At 50.4% G+C, this 17,757-nt stretch carries 20 protein-coding genes; 12 read left to right on the top strand and 8 right to left on the bottom strand.

What is annotated here, in order from left to right; all coding sequences use genetic code 11:
• Window positions 1-293: 293 nt before the first annotated feature.
• Together UC15_RS13625 and UC15_RS13630 are read left to right on the top strand one after the other, a co-directional pair.
• On the top strand, window positions 294-1,061 hold the full coding sequence (locus tag UC15_RS13625; RefSeq protein WP_232829877.1) for a hypothetical protein: 768 nt from the start codon (window positions 294-296) through the stop codon (window positions 1,059-1,061).
• A gap of 93 nt (window positions 1,062-1,154) precedes the next feature.
• Entirely contained in the window at window positions 1,155-1,922 is a 768-nt protein-coding gene (locus UC15_RS13630; protein WP_112288946.1) for a hypothetical protein, read from the top strand.
• Window positions 1,923-1,935: 13 nt separating this feature from the next.
• On the opposite strand, the gene mrdA is transcribed toward UC15_RS13630, so the two are convergent.
• Together mrdA and UC15_RS13640 are read right to left on the bottom strand one after the other, a co-directional pair.
• Window positions 1,936-3,882, bottom strand: coding sequence for a penicillin-binding protein 2 (gene mrdA / locus UC15_RS13635; protein ID WP_112288947.1), 1,947 nt, complete (start codon window positions 3,880-3,882; stop codon window positions 1,936-1,938).
• A 221-nt stretch (window positions 3,883-4,103) separates the two neighbouring features.
• A complete protein-coding gene (locus tag UC15_RS13640) occupies window positions 4,104-4,502 on the bottom strand; it encodes a hypothetical protein (protein ID WP_232829878.1) in 399 nt (132 codons plus the stop codon).
• A 265-nt stretch (window positions 4,503-4,767) separates the two neighbouring features.
• Here UC15_RS13640 and UC15_RS13645 point away from each other — a divergent pair, with 265 nt between their 5' ends.
• From UC15_RS13645 to UC15_RS25770, 4 genes are all read left to right on the top strand, one after another.
• A complete protein-coding gene (locus UC15_RS13645; RefSeq protein WP_112288948.1) occupies window positions 4,768-5,544 on the top strand; it encodes an alpha/beta fold hydrolase in 777 nt (258 codons plus the stop codon).
• A 478-nt stretch (window positions 5,545-6,022) separates the two neighbouring features.
• On the top strand, window positions 6,023-7,273 hold the full coding sequence (locus UC15_RS13650) for an OFA family MFS transporter (RefSeq protein WP_112288949.1): 1,251 nt from the start codon (window positions 6,023-6,025) through the stop codon (window positions 7,271-7,273).
• 178 nt (window positions 7,274-7,451) lie between these two features.
• On the top strand, window positions 7,452-7,613 hold the full coding sequence (locus UC15_RS13655; RefSeq protein WP_232829879.1) for a hypothetical protein: 162 nt from the start codon (window positions 7,452-7,454) through the stop codon (window positions 7,611-7,613).
• Window positions 7,614-8,126: 513 nt separating this feature from the next.
• Window positions 8,127-8,264, top strand: a complete 138-nt coding sequence (locus UC15_RS25770) for a hypothetical protein (protein ID WP_162940740.1) — start codon at window positions 8,127-8,129, stop codon at window positions 8,262-8,264.
• Between the two features lie 704 nt (window positions 8,265-8,968).
• On the opposite strand, the gene cspA is transcribed toward UC15_RS25770, so the two are convergent.
• Window positions 8,969-9,181 carry an RNA chaperone/antiterminator CspA gene (cspA, locus tag UC15_RS13660; protein WP_056781364.1) on the bottom strand — a complete coding sequence of 71 codons (213 nt, stop codon included), beginning with the start codon at window positions 9,179-9,181 and terminating at the stop codon, window positions 8,969-8,971.
• 365 nt (window positions 9,182-9,546) lie between these two features.
• The gene (locus UC15_RS13665; RefSeq protein WP_198659711.1) at window positions 9,547-10,608 is read right to left on the bottom strand and encodes a DUF1615 domain-containing protein; all 1,062 of its coding nucleotides are present in this window, start codon (window positions 10,606-10,608) and stop codon (window positions 9,547-9,549) included.
• A gap of 176 nt (window positions 10,609-10,784) precedes the next feature.
• Between UC15_RS13665 and UC15_RS13670 the strand changes: the two genes are divergently transcribed.
• Window positions 10,785-11,513 carry a DUF3053 domain-containing protein gene (locus UC15_RS13670; protein WP_112288952.1) on the top strand — a complete coding sequence of 243 codons (729 nt, stop codon included), beginning with the start codon at window positions 10,785-10,787 and terminating at the stop codon, window positions 11,511-11,513.
• 90 nt (window positions 11,514-11,603) lie between these two features.
• Window positions 11,604-11,876, top strand: coding sequence for a hypothetical protein (locus UC15_RS13675; protein WP_112288953.1), 273 nt, complete (start codon window positions 11,604-11,606; stop codon window positions 11,874-11,876).
• 69 nt (window positions 11,877-11,945) lie between these two features.
• Here UC15_RS13675 and UC15_RS13680 read toward each other — a convergent pair whose 3' ends face one another.
• The 4 genes from UC15_RS13680 to UC15_RS13695 all read right to left on the bottom strand — a co-directional run bounded on the left by UC15_RS13680 (window position 11,946) and on the right by UC15_RS13695 (window position 15,646).
• On the bottom strand, window positions 11,946-13,568 hold the full coding sequence (locus UC15_RS13680; protein WP_232829880.1) for a sensor domain-containing diguanylate cyclase: 1,623 nt from the start codon (window positions 13,566-13,568) through the stop codon (window positions 11,946-11,948).
• Between the two features lie 69 nt (window positions 13,569-13,637).
• Window positions 13,638-14,117: a 2TM domain-containing protein gene (locus tag UC15_RS13685; RefSeq protein ID WP_112288955.1), complete on the bottom strand. Its 480-nt coding sequence runs from the start codon at window positions 14,115-14,117 to the stop codon at window positions 13,638-13,640.
• 112 nt (window positions 14,118-14,229) lie between these two features.
• Window positions 14,230-14,721 (bottom strand): GNAT family N-acetyltransferase, encoded by a 492-nt coding sequence (locus UC15_RS13690; RefSeq protein ID WP_112288956.1) that lies wholly within the window; start codon window positions 14,719-14,721, stop codon window positions 14,230-14,232.
• Between the two features lie 16 nt (window positions 14,722-14,737).
• Window positions 14,738-15,646, bottom strand: a complete 909-nt coding sequence (locus UC15_RS13695; RefSeq protein WP_112288957.1) for a LysR family transcriptional regulator — start codon at window positions 15,644-15,646, stop codon at window positions 14,738-14,740.
• 114 nt (window positions 15,647-15,760) lie between these two features.
• Here UC15_RS13695 and UC15_RS13700 point away from each other — a divergent pair, with 114 nt between their 5' ends.
• The 4 genes from UC15_RS13700 (at window position 15,761) to UC15_RS13710 (ending at window position 17,750) form a co-directional block, all read left to right on the top strand.
• Complete coding sequence (locus tag UC15_RS13700) at window positions 15,761-17,005, top strand: MFS transporter (protein ID WP_112288958.1); 1,245 nt, start codon at window positions 15,761-15,763, stop codon at window positions 17,003-17,005.
• 97 nt (window positions 17,006-17,102) lie between these two features.
• Entirely contained in the window at window positions 17,103-17,252 is a 150-nt protein-coding gene (locus tag UC15_RS25775; protein ID WP_165353117.1) for a hypothetical protein, read from the top strand.
• 24 nt (window positions 17,253-17,276) lie between these two features.
• Window positions 17,277-17,384 (top strand): small membrane protein YniD, encoded by a 108-nt coding sequence (gene yniD / locus UC15_RS13705; RefSeq protein ID WP_013574326.1) that lies wholly within the window; start codon window positions 17,277-17,279, stop codon window positions 17,382-17,384.
• A gap of 123 nt (window positions 17,385-17,507) precedes the next feature.
• Entirely contained in the window at window positions 17,508-17,750 is a 243-nt protein-coding gene (locus UC15_RS13710; protein WP_198659710.1) for a hypothetical protein, read from the top strand.
• Window positions 17,751-17,757 lie beyond the last annotated feature (7 nt).

The raw sequence follows: 17,757 nt of genomic DNA on the forward strand, positions 1-17,757 counted from the left end.
TTGCGTCGCTAAAAAACAACACAATTGAGAAATAAAAAAATATCCTTTAAATATCATAAAATTAAATGTCGCCAAAAAGAGACAACAATAACGTCCATTGTCGTCATTTTATGACATCTGGCTGTCAGTGGTTGATCACAACCTTTTTACTGATCTGTTTATGGCTGTACATCGCCTGATCAGAATCTGCCAGTAAGGCCTGCACACAGAAATTGTGGATCGCTGAATCTCTCAAATAACATTTTCAACCATGGATTTCTTAATGACTAATTAAGAAAACACAAGAAAATCACATGTTATATTTCAGTGACCATGCTCAATTTATTCGTGAGATCATTATGTTTTCCCGTAAAAAATCAGGAATTGAATTTATAAAAAAACAGGATATTAATAAGTTATCCGGTGGGAAGGAAAAAATACTCAGCAGTTGGCGTTCTCTGCCGGAAAATTATGTGCTGGTTCATGCCTTTGAGGGTGAAGAAAGTCCTTTTTGCCAGCACCGCGCAGAGTCTATTTTAAGCAGTTGGGATATTATCAGCACCTCACTGGTTGACTTAAAAGATATTAAACCCTTAACCAAAATTAAACGCTATACCGGGATATATTGCACCACAGCCTTAATTCTGGATGTCCCGGTGCAAAATATTCTTGGGACGCATCCGACTGACGTCTGGTTTCCTAATCATATCGGGCGTGAAAATGACTATGCAGGGGGAAGAATTATCGATGCTTCAGCCCTGAGTCGGGCGATATTCCGGGGAGAAGGCAAAGAAGATTACCATTGTGAAGGTGGATATCAACGGCTGCTGACACCTCAGGCGCTTCTGTCAGAAGATAAAAAAACACGCTCTATAGAATCACATAATGAGGTACTCATTATTGGTCGCCCGGGAGTTAAGTTATATGCAGGTCTGCCGGCAACACAAAGGATCCGGGTGCGCAAAATAGTCGTTGCCGAACCGACAGAGAGTAACAGCATGTATGACTATTATGCAGGCTCACCAGAAACAGTCGCTGCTAAAGTGGCGGAAATCAACGAATTAGAATACGAAATAGTTTGAAGGAATTTCGATAAATACAGGATCCCGCCTGATGTAACACCATAACGATGAAAGCAGGCTTAATAAAATATTGACTATTTCAGGATTGATATCATGCCATTTTTCAAAAAGAAAACCCCGCCCTCATACACGCATGCAATGTATTTAGCTGAGCGGGATGAGTTGTTAAATAGAAGAAAAGCGTGGGATAAGAAAAAAGCAGCCATACTGCAAAGCTGGGCCGTACTCCCTGAGCGCCATGTTTTGGTCCATACCTTTAAACGGCACGAAAGCCCGTTCTGCCGTCAGGACGCAGCCTCCCTGTTTAATAGTTGGGATGTCTTCAGCACATCATTGGTTGATTTAAACGATATTAAAAAATTCACGACACAGTCTTCTCGTTACACAGGGATGTACCACAACATCGCGCTGGTTCTTGACGTTCCCCGACAAAATATTCTCGGGACATTCCCGCGTGACGTGGCGTTTATGAACCATGCTGGACGGGAAGGAGGTCACCCCCAGGGGCGGCTGATCGCCCCCTATGAACTTGCGGACTGCATTCGGACCGGAATAGGGGTAGGTGGCGTCAGATGCGAGGGTGGCTATCAGCAACTTTTGACCCCCGCTGCTCTTATGACGCAAGATAAAGCGATCCGTCGTGAATATACCCACAATGAAATACTGATTATCGGCCGCCCGGGTCTGAATCTTTATACCGGGCTCCCCGCAACTCAAAGCATCCGGGTGACGAGAGTGTTAGGCGTCGATGATGTGCCGTTTCCTGACTACAGTAAAGTCCCTGTTGGTCACATGAAGACCACGGAAGAGATTGGAAAACACGTTGCCCGGCTCAACAACGTGCCCTTTGAAATGCTCTGATCACACACCCGGATCAATGCTCACTGAAACCGAGTGAATTTGGCGCCGGCACCGGTTGTTCGCAGTCTGCCGGATTATCAGCTTTCGCCGGATCACACATCACCGCCTGCGGCGGCAGGAAAATATGGTCGAGGATCGCCCGCGCGGTCGGCCCGGCCACCACACCATCGCCGCCGCCATTTTCCATGATCAGCGCCATCACCACCGTCGGATGTTTGTACGGCGCAAACGCCGTGTAGAAGATGTGGTCACGCAATCGAACCGGCGTCATTTTAGCGTTATAAACCTGATTCTCACGCAGGCTGAAAACCTGTGATGTACCGGATTTCGCCGCAATCTGATAAGGCGCCGTGTGGAATAATTTATAGCCGGTACCATTCGGGAAATTTGCCATGCCAAACATGCCGTTTTTCACAATCCCCCAGATTGGCGATTTCGGATCCGCTATTTGCTGCGTCGGCGGCATTTTATATGGCGTAATCACTTTGCCGCTTTTTGCTGAATAAAGCAGATGGGGCGTTTCCAGCTTACCGTTATTCACCAGCGCACTGAGCGCCCGCACCATCTGAATTGGCGTCGCGACCCAATAGCCCTGCCCGATGCCGACAGAAACCGTATCCCCCTGATACCAAACTTTTTTATGGACTTTCATTTTCCATTCACGACTTGGCAGCACGCCACTATATTGCTCGTCGAGATCTATCCCGCTCGACTGCCCGTAGCCAAATTTACTCAGCCAGGTATGAATACGATCGATGCCCATTTCATAGGCCACCTGATAGAAGAAGGTATCGGCAGACTCCTCAATCGCTTTGGTCACGTTAAGCATACCGTGGCCGGTTTTCAGCCAGTCGCGGTAATGGCGTTCGGTGCCCGGCAGCGTCCAGGTAGGCGCACCAAAGAACGTAGTTTGCGGTGTGATCACCCCTTCAAACAACGCCGACGTGGCCATAAAAGGTTTGACCGTGGAAGCTGGCGGATAAAGCCCCTGCGTAACACGGTTGATCAACGGCAGGTCAGGGTTTTTCAGTAACGCACTGTATTGCTTAGTGGAAATTCCGTTCACAAACGGATTCGGATCATAACTCGGGCTGGAGACCATGGCTTTAATGCCGCCGTCCCGGGGATCCATCACTACGACCGCCGCACGCTGACCTTTCAGGACTTTCTCGATGTACTGCTGCAACCCCAGATCCAGCGTCAGATAGATATTTTGTCCGGCCTGCGGCGGAACCTCTTTGAGCAGGCGCACCACGTGCCCGTGGTTATCCACTTCCACTTCCTGATAACCGGTACGGCCATGCAGAATATTTTCATAATACTTTTCAACACCCTGCTTACCGATATCGTGGTCAGCAGCGTAATTCTCCGAAATACCTTCGGCATCAAGACGTTTGGCATCTTTATCGTTAATTTTAGACACGTAGCCGACCACGTGTGCCAGCTCCGCGCCATAAGGATAACGACGCTGCTGATACGTGCTGATGGAAACGCCGGGGAAATCAAACTGGTTCACGGAAAAACGGGCGACTTCCACGTCGGTCAGCGCCAGCTTCAGCGGGATCTGTGCAAAACGACGCCCGTGGATCATGGCGTCGTGGAAACTGTCCAGATCGTCTTGTGTGAGATCGACAATCGGTTTCAGTGCGTTCAGCGTGGCGTTAAGATCCGGCACTTTGCCAGGGATCACTTCAATCTGGTAAAGGGTGATGTTTTGCGCCAGCACCACGCCGTTGCGATCCATAATCAGCCCACGGCTTGGGGCGATCGGCAGCATTTTGATGTCATTCTGATTTGAGCGGGTCTGGTAAAAATCGTGCATGCCCACCTGCAGATGGTACAGATTGAACACCAGCGCAGAAGACAGCAGGATCACGACCAAAAATGCAATCACGGCACGACGAACGAAAAGGACGGACTCGGCGGTATGGTCGCGAATTTCGTCGTTAAGTAAGGCCATAAGCGGGCAAATACCTTTTTTGTCTGCTTCTTGAAGCGGGCGAAATGAATAAACGGAGACTGGAAAAGTGCGAAAGGATAGCCCGTCATGCCACGGACGACTATAAGAAGTGTGCTAATGAACTGGAAGGAGTGTTTCTATTTATTGCAGTGCGATATTGCGGGGCGCTGAGACATGGCTCATGCGCCCACAGGGATCAGAAAACGCCCGGATAAAGATTTTTACTTCGCGGTATTCACTTTGCAATCACCGTAAACATACCCTTCTGTCTGGGTTGCCACGACAAAGCTGTCTTTGACGTGAATATACATCAGGTTATCTTGCGCGCCCGCTTTCATAGGCTGATTATCTTTGCCGATGATATCCGTCAGTTCAGGACTGGTGACCATTTTGCTGCCATCAGGTGAGAAACTGAACGTGTTCCCCGCATCATAAACCTGGGCATTTTTGTTCACGACTTCAGAAACATCATTGCCATCATCAGACTGAGTATGATGAGTTAACACGCACTGATACTGCGTGACAGCCGATGCTGAAAACGACGCCAGTGCCAAAATCACCGTCACACAACTGCCTAACCTGACCATCAGATAAATCCATAAAGTGAGCAAGAGGCCCATGCTATCACTTGTCTGGCTGATAGAAAGAGCCTGCCAAAGAAATATTCACAGGCTAAATACTTTAAGCCAAATTATTGAATGAGCACCGGTGATGTGATGATTATCTGGACAAAAAAGGAAAGCTTTTTGCCTTTTTTCGTACTCTGTTTGTTTACTTATTATTTGTACTGCCGGTAAGGAAGTTTCTGCCTATAATTCGCAGATTGTACTTAAGCCAGATTGTTCTTAAGCAAAATAGTACGTGAGCCGTCAGCAAGGGATCGAGATGAAATCGTTTAAAGTACCCGGTACGCAAATGCATTTACGCTTCCATGAATTGTCCGGGATGGGGGTTCCGCTGGTTTTTATTCACGGTCTGGGATGTGCGTCTTCCTGCGATTTTCCGCGCGTGGCGACTGATGCGTCATTACGTCCGCGCCGCTCACTGTTGCTCGATTTGGCAGGTTCAGGCTACAGCGATAAGCCCGATGATTTCAGCTACAGCCTGCAGGCACATGTTGATTGCGTGATTGTCTGGCTTGAAAGCCTCGGCGTACCGCAGGTCAACTTAATCGGTCATAGCATGGGCGGCAGTATCGCCATTATGGTGGCGGCGCAACGCCCTGATCTGATCCAGCGTCTGATTGTCGCCGAGCCGAATCTGGACGCCGGGGGCGGAATATTCAGCCGCGCAGTTGCCCAGTATTCTGAAGAAGACTATCTGCGCGAAGGCCACGGGCATCTGATTAAGGTGGCGGTTCGCGGAAATGATCACATCTGGGCAGGATGCATGGGCATTGCCTCACCGCTGGCGATCCACCGTCAGGCGGTCGGGCTGGTCAATGGCGAAAAGGTGTCGTGGCGCGAACAGCTTTATCAACTGAAAATGCCCGCGACCGTATTGTTTGGTGAGTTTTCACTTCCGGAGCCTGATGTCGCCGTTCTGCCGCTGCATGGCATCCAGACCGCTGTCGTGCCGCAGGCAGGTCATTCGATGATGTGGGAAAACCCGACGGGTGTGGCGGCGGCAATTAATACCGCGCTGAATGCACAGGCGTTGTAAGTCATAACGAAACACAGTGATATCTTCCTGATGCTCAAGCAGGTACGCAAACTGGCTGACTTGTTTGGGCTCAGGAGCAGAACGCAATTGCAGTGCCAGATTGATGTTTTTCGGTATACCGGCGCTTTCAACCAGCACATGAAACTAAAAATGAGGAGTGCCGGAAGGGTAAGACCAGATTCCGGTGAGCCCTGCGTTACCTGCCCAATGAAATAACGAAACCTTTGTAACCGGGTCTGAAAAAACTAAATGACGGATTAGTGATCCAGATCAACTAAAACCCGCGCCCCGCAAGGGCTGCAGCGGTGTTTTAAGTCCAATTCCGGGGTGTTTTTAGCCCAAAAATGGCGACTCATACCGTCATGGATGCATTTCATTCCGCAACTCATGCATCTCACTCCGCAAATGCGCCGCCCCACATCGCCAGACTTATCATAGCCACAGTTAATTGAATCTACTTCGCTCGGGAGAACCCACTATGAGTGACAAATCTGGCATCCAGAATTACAACCGCACACGCGTACTGACGTTAATCGGCACTATCCTGACTCAGCTTGCACTGGGTTCCGTTTATACATGGAGTCTGTTTAACGGTCAGTTGTCTGAGAAACTGGGTGAACCGGTGAGCCGCGTGGCACTGACCTTTGGGATCCTGAGCCTGTGTCTGGCGCTGGCCTCTTCCGTCGCCGGTAAACTTCAGGAACGTTTTGGCGTGCGCACCGTGACCATTGCCGCAGGTTTGCTGATGGCTGCCGGTTTTGCACTGACTGCACATTCTGACAATGTTCTGATGCTTTACATCAGCGCCGGTGTGCTGGTCGGTCTGGCGGACGGTGCCGGTTATCTGCTGACGCTGACCAACTGCGTGAAATGGTTCCCTGAACGCAAAGGTCTGATCTCCGCCTGTTCAATCGGCGCTTACGGTCTGGGCAGTCTGTTATTCAAATTCGTTTGCGGTCATCTGCTGGCGACCGAAGGCCTGCAAAATACCTTCATGATCTGGGGCGGCATCGCGATGGTGATGGTTATTGCCGGTGCGATGATGATGAAAGATGCGCCGAAACAGGAAACCGCAGACGTCACCCGCGAAGAAAACAGCCTGAATGACAGCACCAATGACACCCGCGATTTCACCCTGGCAGAAGCCATCCGCGCGCCGCAATACTGGATGCTGGCACTGATGTTCCTGACTGCCTGCATGAGCGGTTTATATGTGATTGGTGTGGCGAAAGATATCGGTCAGAGCCTGGTGAAACTGGATGCAATGACCGCAGCCAACGCCGTAACCGTGATTGCGATTGCCAACCTGAGTGGTCGTTTGGTGTTGGGTGTGTTGTCCGACAAAATGCAGCGTATCCGCGTTATTTCCATCGCGCAGATTGTGTCACTGGCAGGGATGAGCCTGATGTTGTTCACTCAGATGAACGAGATGATGTTCTTCCTCTCCGTCGCCTGCGTCGCCTTCAGCTTCGGCGGGACTATTACGGTTTACCCGTCACTGGTCAGCGACTTCTTTGGCCTGAACAACATGACCAAAAACTACGGTCTGCTGTATCTGGGCTTCGGTATCGGCAGCATCTTTGCTTCCCTGGTCGCTTCCCTGTTCGGGGGCTTCGCAGTGACGTTCAGCATCATCACCGTATTATTGATCGTATCATTGATTCTTTCTGCCACGATTCGCTTACCGAATAAATCAGAAGCAGGTCATAATACGCTCCAGCACGTGTAAAGCAGCAGTTGATCGCAGAATAAATGATGAACGGGAGCACAATTTGCTCCCGTTTCTTATGAATAAAACAGTTAAAATCGGCCGCTGAATCACGCAACCCTTATGACAAAATGTGAACAGACCGGACACCTGCAAAATGAAACGCACCACCCTCGCTCTTTTTAGCCTGATAATCGTAATGACTACTTTCAACAGTTTCGCCCAGGCTTATCCCTCAAGCGCACAGGAAGTGGCTTCCGAAATTAACCGTAAAGCCAGTGAAAGCGGTACCCACCCTTCCACAACCATCGACGCCAGCTCGCATACCAAACTGACCGCCAGCAGCGATTACCTGAAATAAATCCTTTGCGCTTGCCCGGTGTTTTGCGGTCAAACGTCCTCCTGACCGCACTTCATGAGATTTTTCAGACTAAGTGATCAAAATTAGAGCAGATATTTATCCCTATAATTTCTATGTTTGATATAATTTCTGCGGTGAATTGATTATCTGAATGATCAAACCTACACAAGGAGTGTGAAATGAAGGCAACTGCATTTTGGTTAATGATGGCCGGAGGCTCTGTCGGGATCGGTTACATGATGGCTTTGATGATGGAGTTTCTCTAATCCTGTAACGTTGTATGCATCAGAAAAATAAGGATATTAAATGAAATTCTACAGCCCTAAACGCATTATCCTCTATACCGCCGCTGCGATTGCGCTACTGATCATCATCGGTCTGGTCACGCATTTCACTGTCACCCACCTGGCCGCGTAACGTTTTTTCTTCCGTTTTCCGTTTTGCCACGTGGCGATACAACCGGTATCGCCGCATAATGCTGCCATTGAGCAGTCAAAACGGAAGGATTGAAACATGACCTACAAAGGATTAATGATTGTTGCCGTCGTCATTGTACTGGCAAGCATAGGTTCTGAATCATTGATTCAGAAAGGAATTGCGCTGGCGGACGCCAAAATCGATCAGGTTATCTCACATTACGCCGACAAATAAGCCTTACATCTGCTGGACTAACCTTACCGGGTGATGACAAAACCATACACAGCGTTTGATATCTTAAATCCATCAAATGTTGTGTGATGTCCCTGTGTAATACCCCTGTAGAACCCTGTTATTTTGCCCGCCGCGTGCGGGCTTTTTTTTGGCTGTTTTCCGGCAAAGCAGCCATTGTGATTGAATTGAATTGGATTGGATTGGATTGGATTGGATTGGATTGGATTGGATAAAAAGTTTATCTACAAAACATTTGGGGAGATGAGCGATTTGCTCTTATTCACGAATAATTCGAGTTGCAGGAAGGCGGCAAGAGAAGGAGTCCCGATGAGCTTACTTATGTAAGTGATTCGGGTGACTGAGTGCGGCCAACGCACCTGCGGCTTGAAGTATGAAGGGAAGAAGTGCCGGTGCTTTCCCGGCCGTCATATTATGGTGCAAGCGTCCATCGTACACTCCGACATTGCACGGCCTGAGCACGGCCTTTTCACAACAGAAAAATCGACTGAGAGATAAATAATTCAACCGGCTTTTCTGTTGTGGCTCCTGGAAATAAATTCAGAAGCTTTTAAATAATAAACCCCGGCGTTGGCCAGGGCTTATTTTTGTCATTGAGTATGTCGATACTGAAATATTTATTCTGTCTGCTCCGGGTTTAACCCATCTTCGCTATTGCAGAGTATTCACTTCAATATCTGGCGACATTACAGAACGACAACGTTACCGGCTGATGGGCCTTTCTGACCTTGTTCGATGGTGAACTCAACGTTCTGACCTTCGTCCAGGGTTTTGAAATCATTGCTCTGGATTGCAGAGAAGTGAACGAACACGTCTTTGCTGCCATCTGCAGGGCTGATGAAACCGAAACCTTTACCAGCGTCAAACCATTTTACTAAACCAGTCATTTTATTAGACATAGGAAATACCTTCTTCGTTTTTATTTTATGATGCCATAGGGCAATATAGGTCTGTTTTTATTTGAAATACTTATGGATGCATCAGAGAAGGAAATTCGTCGGAGAAAGGATTTGCTATATCACTTGAACCAGGAACTGCTTTACTAAAATGTCTTACATAAATAGGTCTTAACCACAAACCGTTGACGCTATTTACACATAGTGGGATTTATTAAGCAAGCGTTAATTTCATCGGAATTATATTCATGGGATTTGTATTTCTGTATGAAATAACGCACAGCCCGCCGCTGACGGTGGCTGCAGCCTGATCAGGAGGATATTAAGCCTGCCAATATCTGACAGGCTTTAAGAATCTTTACTTTACATTAGCTGGCGTTAGCGCGTTTTACACAGTCCGCACGTCGCCCGTCTACCCGTTTTGCGAACCAGGCGGTGGTCAGTTTGCGGGTAATTTTTGGACTTTCCAGCGTAATCCCCGGCAGCATTTCACGCGGCTGACGTTTACCGGTGGTTTTATCCGCCAGTGCATAAACCTGCTTATAGAGTTTAGTGTCTTCGAATTCCAGCTGCTCACCCTTCTCCAGCGCTTTACGGATTGCGCCGTTGCTGATATCCAGACGTTTACTCAGCGTGCGGACCGCCAGCTCAGTGCTGCCCGGCTTATCGGTGCCGTAGTTTATCAGGTCGCCGTCCAGCGCCAGCGGAATGCCAGACACTTTACTGACCGCGCTCTGGAACGCGGCGTTACGGCTGGCGTACCAGCCGGCATTGAAATCGGCAAAGCGGTAAAGTGATTGCGAGTAGTTGGTCGGATAGCCCAGCAGATGTTTCACGCCGAACCACACACCGCCACGACGGCTGAAGACTTCGTGACGAATTGAGCCGTCAATTTTATACGGATATCCCTTAGCATTCTGCTCAGCGAACGCGATGCTGACCTGCATCGGACCGCCGGTATGCACCGGATTCAGGTTACCAAACAACGTCTGTCCCATCGGCACCATATCAATGAAGTCATCGAAAATCGCGCTCAGTTGCTTCTCTGTTTTTACGTTATCCAGCCGCTCGCTGTAGGATTTTCCGTTCGGCGATTTTAACAGCAGCGCGGTATGCACCAGGAAATGAGGCACATGAACCGCATCGGCGCGACGGTCAATTTCTTTCCACGCTATTTTGCCTAAGCCCGGCACAGGCGCATCCGTATTGAAATTGGATTCCTGCTGCGCAACCGCCAGCACCGAACAGATGTTTTCGGTAGTCGCCGGAATGTTTTGCGTGGTGAATGCGGCGGTAATGTCTGTCGCCCAGCCTTTTTTGTCCGGCGCGCTGGCAGGCATCAACCGCACAATGTCCGCTTTCACATCATGCGGATTTTGCGCCGGTGCCTCACTTTTTTTCGTTGATGTACAACCGGCAAGGATCATCATAGCCAGCACTGGCGCAATGTGTTTTATCGAAAATGACTTATGCTTCAAAGTTATACATTCCCTGAATTAATGACTCTGAGAGTGACGTTAACGAAGATAGCCATGCTGATCTAGCAAAAAATTATCTTTATGCGTTAAGGTTAAAGCTCTGATGATGGAGATAAAGGAACAAGGAAATGATGCATTCTGCGACCCGGACAACACCCCTGCACCGCGTATTTTTGCTGCCTTTTATGCTGTTACTGATGATGTTTGCCCTCAGCGGCTGTGGCGATAAAGAGCCAGCACAGCGAAAAGCATTCATCGATTTTCTTCAGACCCGTATTCTGGATAAACCCGTGCTTGCCGTGCCGCAGCTGACCGAGGCGCAGCAGAAAGAGTTTGGCGATTACAGTAAAGATTACGCCATCATCACCGGCTTTCATCATCAGATGAATATTGAACTGGATTCCTCGCTGGTGCCGGTGTTTGCAGGGATGAACGGCGTGAACAGCGTCAATAACCTGCTTGAACAACGCGACGATTTAAAGAAAATGGCGGACAGCAGCGAAAGATGGAAAGAAAAAATCACGCTGTTAAAAACGCAGGCCGACACGCAACATGCGGCACTGAAACAGCCTGATGATCTGAAAAAAGTCTATGACCAGGCTTACGATAAAACCATCGTTCAGCCTTCGGCGATCACCGGACAGGTATTCGACTTACTGCCGCAGGTGCTGAACCTGATTGTCGAGAAAGCCGATTTCATCAAAAGTCAGGGTAAGAATGTCACCATCACCGGCAACCGTCTGCAATTTGCCAACCAGAAGCAACTGGATAAATACAATGCTATCCAGCAAAAGCTGGTGCCGCTGAATGCGCAGCTGATGCAGCTGAGCCGCCAGATGCAACAAATGGTGCGTTAAACCCGCAGCCAGCATACAGACCGCCGTAAGGCGGTTTTTTCATGGCGGTGCTTTTGTTATGGTGTGCGGCAATTAAATAAGGAGACACCTATGAATGACGATACCCTGAACAAACGCGTTGATCAGCTCGAGCGCGTAAACCGTGAACTTCTGGTGCAGATTTCTGCCATGCGCCTGCTGTTTGGCAGCGTCGGCAATGTGCTCAATGCCAGCCAGGAAAACGCGTTTACTATCACCGTGAATCAGGCGCTGGAAGCCAACCGTGCTGAAGTCGCGAATCAGGCAGATCTCGATGAAGCCTCGCGTAAATTCCGCGAAGATGTCTTCAAGTGCACAGAGTCTTTGTTGCCGGGCTCGCGCTAAAACACAAAAAAGGCCCGGGCAATCTGCCTGAGCCTTTTCATCGCTATCCGTTATTAAAACCATCCGCTATTACAGATTGATTACCCGATTACGCCCTTCATTCTTGGCCTGATACAACGCTTTATCCGCCGCTTTCAGTGCGCCGTCGATGTTATCCCTGCCGGGATAGAAATGCGTCACGCCGAGCGAAATCGTGACGTTACCCGCTCCCTCAAAATGATGAGACTCGACCTGACGCCGTAACCGTTCCGCCAGCTGGATAGCCTGCGTGACTGACGCGCCGGGCAGCAGTAAAAGGAATTCTTCGCCGCCCATGCGGCACAGCAAATCCCCTTCCCTTGAGCTGTCCAGAATCAGGCGTGCAAGCTGTGTAATCACCACGTCACCGACGTCATGGCCGTAAGTGTCATTAATTTTTTTGAAGTGATCGATATCCAGCGTAATGACCGCAATCCGTGAAACCTCTGTCAGTTGTTTATCCACTAACTCATAAAAACCGCGCCGGTTCAGCAGACCGGTCATCGGGTCGGTATGCGCTTCGGTGCTGAGCTTTTCGATGCGCTGATGCAACAGTCGTATCCCCTGCAACATCACGGTTTTCAGCTTAGACGATTCATAATACCAGGCGTTGATCTGCTCAATTTCCTGAGAAACGTCCTCTGAATCCATCGTGTCAGCACGTGACGCGAGCTGACGAAGCGGCATCGAAATATAGCGCGTCAGCAACCAGATGCAGATGAACACCAGAATCACAATCGGCAGCGTGTAGAGCAATACCTGCATCATCACATTATACAGCAGCACCACATCGGCCCTGGCGGGATGCAGCACCAGCACCGTCCAGCCCGCCACTTCTATGGTGGCGAAACCCGCCAGCGACACCTCGCCTTGCAGATTGTCCATAAGCAGAAAACCCTGCTCACGATCGCCTAACAGCGCCTTATTCACATGGCTCTGCGGCACGCTTTCGATCCATCCTGATGCGTCGCGATACAACACATCGCCCTCGCGGTCTATGACATAGATATAGGCGTCTTTGCGGTAATTGCGGGCATTAATCAGCGTATCGACGATACTGCTTTTGCTGAGATCAATTTCAGTCGCCAGGTACCCCAGATAACCGCCGCGCGGATTACGAATGGGCGAGGAAAGCACCATGATGTGATTGCCTTGCGCGGTGCGAAACGGCGAACTGAGCACCGGATTTTGGGTTGAAAGTGCTGCTGTATTGGCGCCGGATACCAGTTTTAAACCGACCATCTCCGCCGAATTTCTGGAAGCCGCGCGCACCACACCGGTTTTATCCACCACCAGCACCGAGCTGAAACGCTTGCTCTGTACCTGTAAACGGTCAGCTTCTTCGGTGATGGCATCACTATTATCAAATTCATCACCCAGCAAGTCCGCGCTGTAGGCCACCTGTTTTTTTGCCGCATTGAAAAACAGATCGGCCGTCAGCGACAGTCTGGCCGCATACGACTGACTCGCCCGCAATGAAGATTCGATGAGAAGTTTTTTTTCTACCTGAAAAATTGCCAGATAACTGGTGAGCAAGGTAATAACCGTACTCACCAGCGCCAGAAGCAATATCAATCTCTTAAGATCAAAAGCAAACCGCCGGTGCTGCCGCATTCTCTGTCCGTTGAGCAAATGACCACGAATATTACAGAGGATAGCAGTATGTTTACTCATGGTTTTGATATGCCGCAGTCAGGACGGTTTTACTGGCGATTAAAAATTGCACATTGGCCTTTTTACTGCTCAGGGTTTGCGGATTAACTTCTGTAAACGCGCCTTCTGCCAGCGCTCTACAGTTCCCCGGAAAACAAAAATGCGTAAACCGCGCAGCAGCAGAATACCACCCCAGATACATAGTGGCCATGCGAACCAGAAGGAATCCGGCGAGGTGTAATGGTTAAGCGCGAACAGACCCGCATTGACCACCGCCCACAACAGAACAGAGCGGTAAAAACTGCTTTCCTCCGCCACCTGTTGCCTGGCTCTTTCAATCTGATCGTCAAGCGCGTGTTCCGGCGAATTGCCATCTCGCGTATCGTTTTCCGTCAGTTCTGAAACTTTGATGTCAAACGCTGCTGCGATAGCACCAAGCGTGTCGAGGCTGGCCTGTTCGCCGTTCTCAATGCGCTGCACTGTGCGAACGCTGAGCGAAGAAAGCTCTGCCAGTTGTTCCTGAGACCATGCACGGGAAATCCGAAGTTGCCTGATTTTGCTCTGATTCATAATTAATCCTTAGAGTGAATGTTGAACACCTAATCAGCATGCAACGCCGGATCAGAAATCAACACGACAGCAACCTGACACAGACGCGACAGCCCGCTGACAGCCTTAGTGATCAGAAAGTTAGCCGGTAAAACTTACTGTCTACCGCCATCAGCGGAAAAGCTTCCGGCAACGCGGATACCTGTATCTCCTGAAAACCGTTCTTTTCATAAAAACGATGGGCCGCCAGAAATTTGTCGGTCGTGCCCAGAAAAACGTCTTTCACTTTTTCAGCCTGTGCATGTTGCAGTAACGCCTTCAGCAATAATGCCGCCACGCCGTAATCGCGGCCACGATAAGGCGCGCTCACAAACATTTTGCGCAGCGCCGCCTGGGCATTGCCGATATCTTTCAGGCCCAGCGTCCCCACCACTTTTCCGTCACAGCGGGCGATCCAGAAATCCCCGGTTCCGCGCTGATAAAACTGCGGAATATCGTGCAAATCTGGTTGCTGCTGTTCGCTTATCGGAATACCAAATTCCTGATTCTGAATCGGCAAAATCACATCAATCACGCCGCGCTGGTCTGCGGCAGAAAAGCGTTCAATTAAAACAGAATGATTCATAGCACACTCCCTGAGTTTAATTAGGACACAGCAGTGCCAGCTCCGGGTTTTCAGGGAATACCCGCTCGCTGAAAAAGTCGATCAATACCCGAAGTTTCGGTGTCATATAACCGCCCGACGGCCACAAAATAAAAAAGTCGGCACTGCGCTTCACGTACTCATCCAGCACGGTCACCAGCTGCCCGCGGGCCAGTTTTTTGCGGATACTGAAATCCGGCAGACAGGCGATGCCCAACCCCTGCAGGGCAAAGCAATGACGCGTTTCTATATTATTGCAAACCATCGAAACAGGCAGCGCTAAATCCTGATATTCCGGCAAAGGCCAGGATTCGAGTTTTCCGCTATTCGGAAAGCGGAAATGCAGACAACGGTGATCGGCCAGATCATGCGGTTTCGCAGGCCTGCCATACTGCTCAAAGTAAGCCGGTGCGCCGACCAGCAGATGATGGAAAGTGCCGAGCTTGCGCATCGATAACCGTGAATCAGCCATCTGCCCCGTCCGCACCACGGCGTCGAAACCTTCTTCCACCACGTCAACAATGCGATCGGTGAAATCCAGATCCAGTTCAATGTCGGGATAACGGCGCATAAACTCGCCCAGCACCGGCAACAGCAGGGTGCTGACCTGCGGCAGACTCAGCCGCAGCCTGCCGCGCGGACATTCCGCCAGTTGCGACAGCTCACTTTCTGCCGCTTCGAGCTCCGCCACAATGCGCCGGCAACGCTCGAGAAACAGCGAACCTTCCGCCGTCAGCGTGACGCTGCGGGTACTGCGGTGAAACAGCCGCATATTCAGTTTGGTTTCCATCCGCGAAATGCTTTTCCCCACCGCCGACGCGGAAATCCCTAAGATACGCCCGGCGGCGACAAAGCTGCGGGTTTCCGCCACATGCACAAACGTATTCAGGCTGCTAAGACTTTCCACCCTCACCTCCGATTGCGGACATCAGCGTCCGCATACTCTGGAAATCTACCCTACTTTTTCCGCAACAGGGAGTTCTCTATCGTGATTTAACTTTTTCAGAAACTGAGAGACGCCATGAATACTGCTGTACAAAAATCCCCGCTGCCGCTTTCGGCTTTACTGGCGATGGCGCTGACTGGCTTTATCGCCATCATGACCGAAACCCTGCCCGCCGGATTACTGCCGCAAATCGCCGCCGGTCTGAATGTTTCGCAGGCCATGGCCGGACAGTTAATCACGCTGTATGCCGCCGGTTCGCTGATGGCGGTGATCCCGCTTGCGGCGCTGACCCGGAGCTGGAACCGCCGCACGGCGTTATTGACCGCCATCGTCGGCTTTCTGGTTTTCAACACCCTCACCACTTTTTCCACGCATTACATCCTGACGCTTGTTGCCCGCTGGATGGCCGGAGCAGCGGCCGGGCTGGCGTGGGGTTTGCTGGCAGGCTATGCGCGGCGGATGGTGCCGGTTGAGCAGCAAGGGCGGGCATTGTCAGTAGCGATGGTCGGCACACCGCTGGCGCTGTCCGTGGGTGTCCCGCTCGGCACCTGGATGGGTTCTCTGCTCGGCTGGCGGATGGCGTTCGGCGTGATGTCAGCACTCACGCTGTTTCTGGTGGTCTGGGTTATCAAAAAAGTACCGGACTATCCCGGACAGGCCGCCAGTCAGCGCCAGTCGTTGCTTCATGTGGTGATGATGCCTGGCGTGCGCAGTATTTTGCTGGTGATCCTGCTGTGGATGCTGACGCACAATCTGCTCTACACCTACATTGTGCCGTTCCTGCACTTATCCGGTCTTAGCGCACGGGCAGACCAGATATTACTGGTCTTCGGCATTGGCGCGCTGGCAGGCATTGGTATCACCGGCCTGCTGGTTGACCGGCGCTTACGCCAGACTCTGCTGTTCAGCCTTCTGCTGTTCGCACTGATTTCGCTGACGCTGGTGTTTTTCAGTCAGACTCCCGTGATGGTGGTTTTATGCGTGGCGCTGTGGGGACTGACGTTCGGCGGCGCGGCGACCTTACTGCAAACGGCTATCGCAGATGCCACCGGTGAACACGCCGATATGGCGCAGTCGATGGTGGTCGTGGCGTGGAATCTCGCGATTGCGGGCGGCGGCTTAACCGGAGGGATTTTGCTGGAAACCGCCGGTGTTAAAACTTTTCCGCAGACAATGCTGATTCTGCTGGCGGCAGGACTGATTATTGCCTGGCGCGCTAAAAAGCACGGCTTCATGCCCGGTGCCCGCCATGACAAAACTGCACAAAATCCTAATGAGCAGGAACAGGATCAAAGTTTAGAAACGGCTGGAAAGGTATAATTTCCTAAACCTTTCCGGAACCAGATGCCTGAATATCTGCCGGAAGCCACTTTTTCTGGCAGACTAAAAAACAGGCAAAATAGAAACAATGAGAACAATGGAAGCACGTAATAAAGCCGTTATACTTTTGTCAGTGATTCTCGCCGCAGCCCTGCTGCTAATCGCGTTCGAATGGCTGGCAGATCAGGCGGTGCCTGAACTGAAAGAGCAGGTTATTCACTATGTGGATGAACACATGGCGCACTAAAATGCCCTGATGGCAGGAGGAGTTATGGTAACGAAAAGGATGATGACCAAACACTGGAAAATGGTTGTAGTACTGCTGTGTATCTGTGGCGCATTGATGCTGTTGCGCTGGGCGGCGATGATCTGGGGGTAAAGTTTTGCAAATTTGCCCCATAACCACTGGTTAAATAATCAACAACCCGGCCGGCGGGCTTGAAACCTTCTGCTGCGCAAGCCAGAATATCCTTAGTGTTTTTTAAGAGCCTGCCGCCTGCTTATGAATAACCGCAAACCTCGTCGTCCACACGGGCGATGGACCTATTACATTATGTACGAAGACATTCTGTGGCCCTGCCCGGTTCGCTGGGAGTGGGAAAATGGATACGGCGGCTGGCTGCCTTTTTATTACTCACCGACGCTGGAATTTGTCGCAGGCGATCCGGACAAAGCCACCAAAGTGGCGGGCGACAAGGCCCGCACGCTGCGTAAACCCGTCAGAATTCACGCATACGAATACTGATTGCTTC

Origin of the sequence: Rahnella sp. AN3-3W3, assembly GCF_003263545.1 — a bacterium.
Taxonomy (GTDB): domain Bacteria; phylum Pseudomonadota; class Gammaproteobacteria; order Enterobacterales; family Enterobacteriaceae; genus Rahnella; species Rahnella variigena.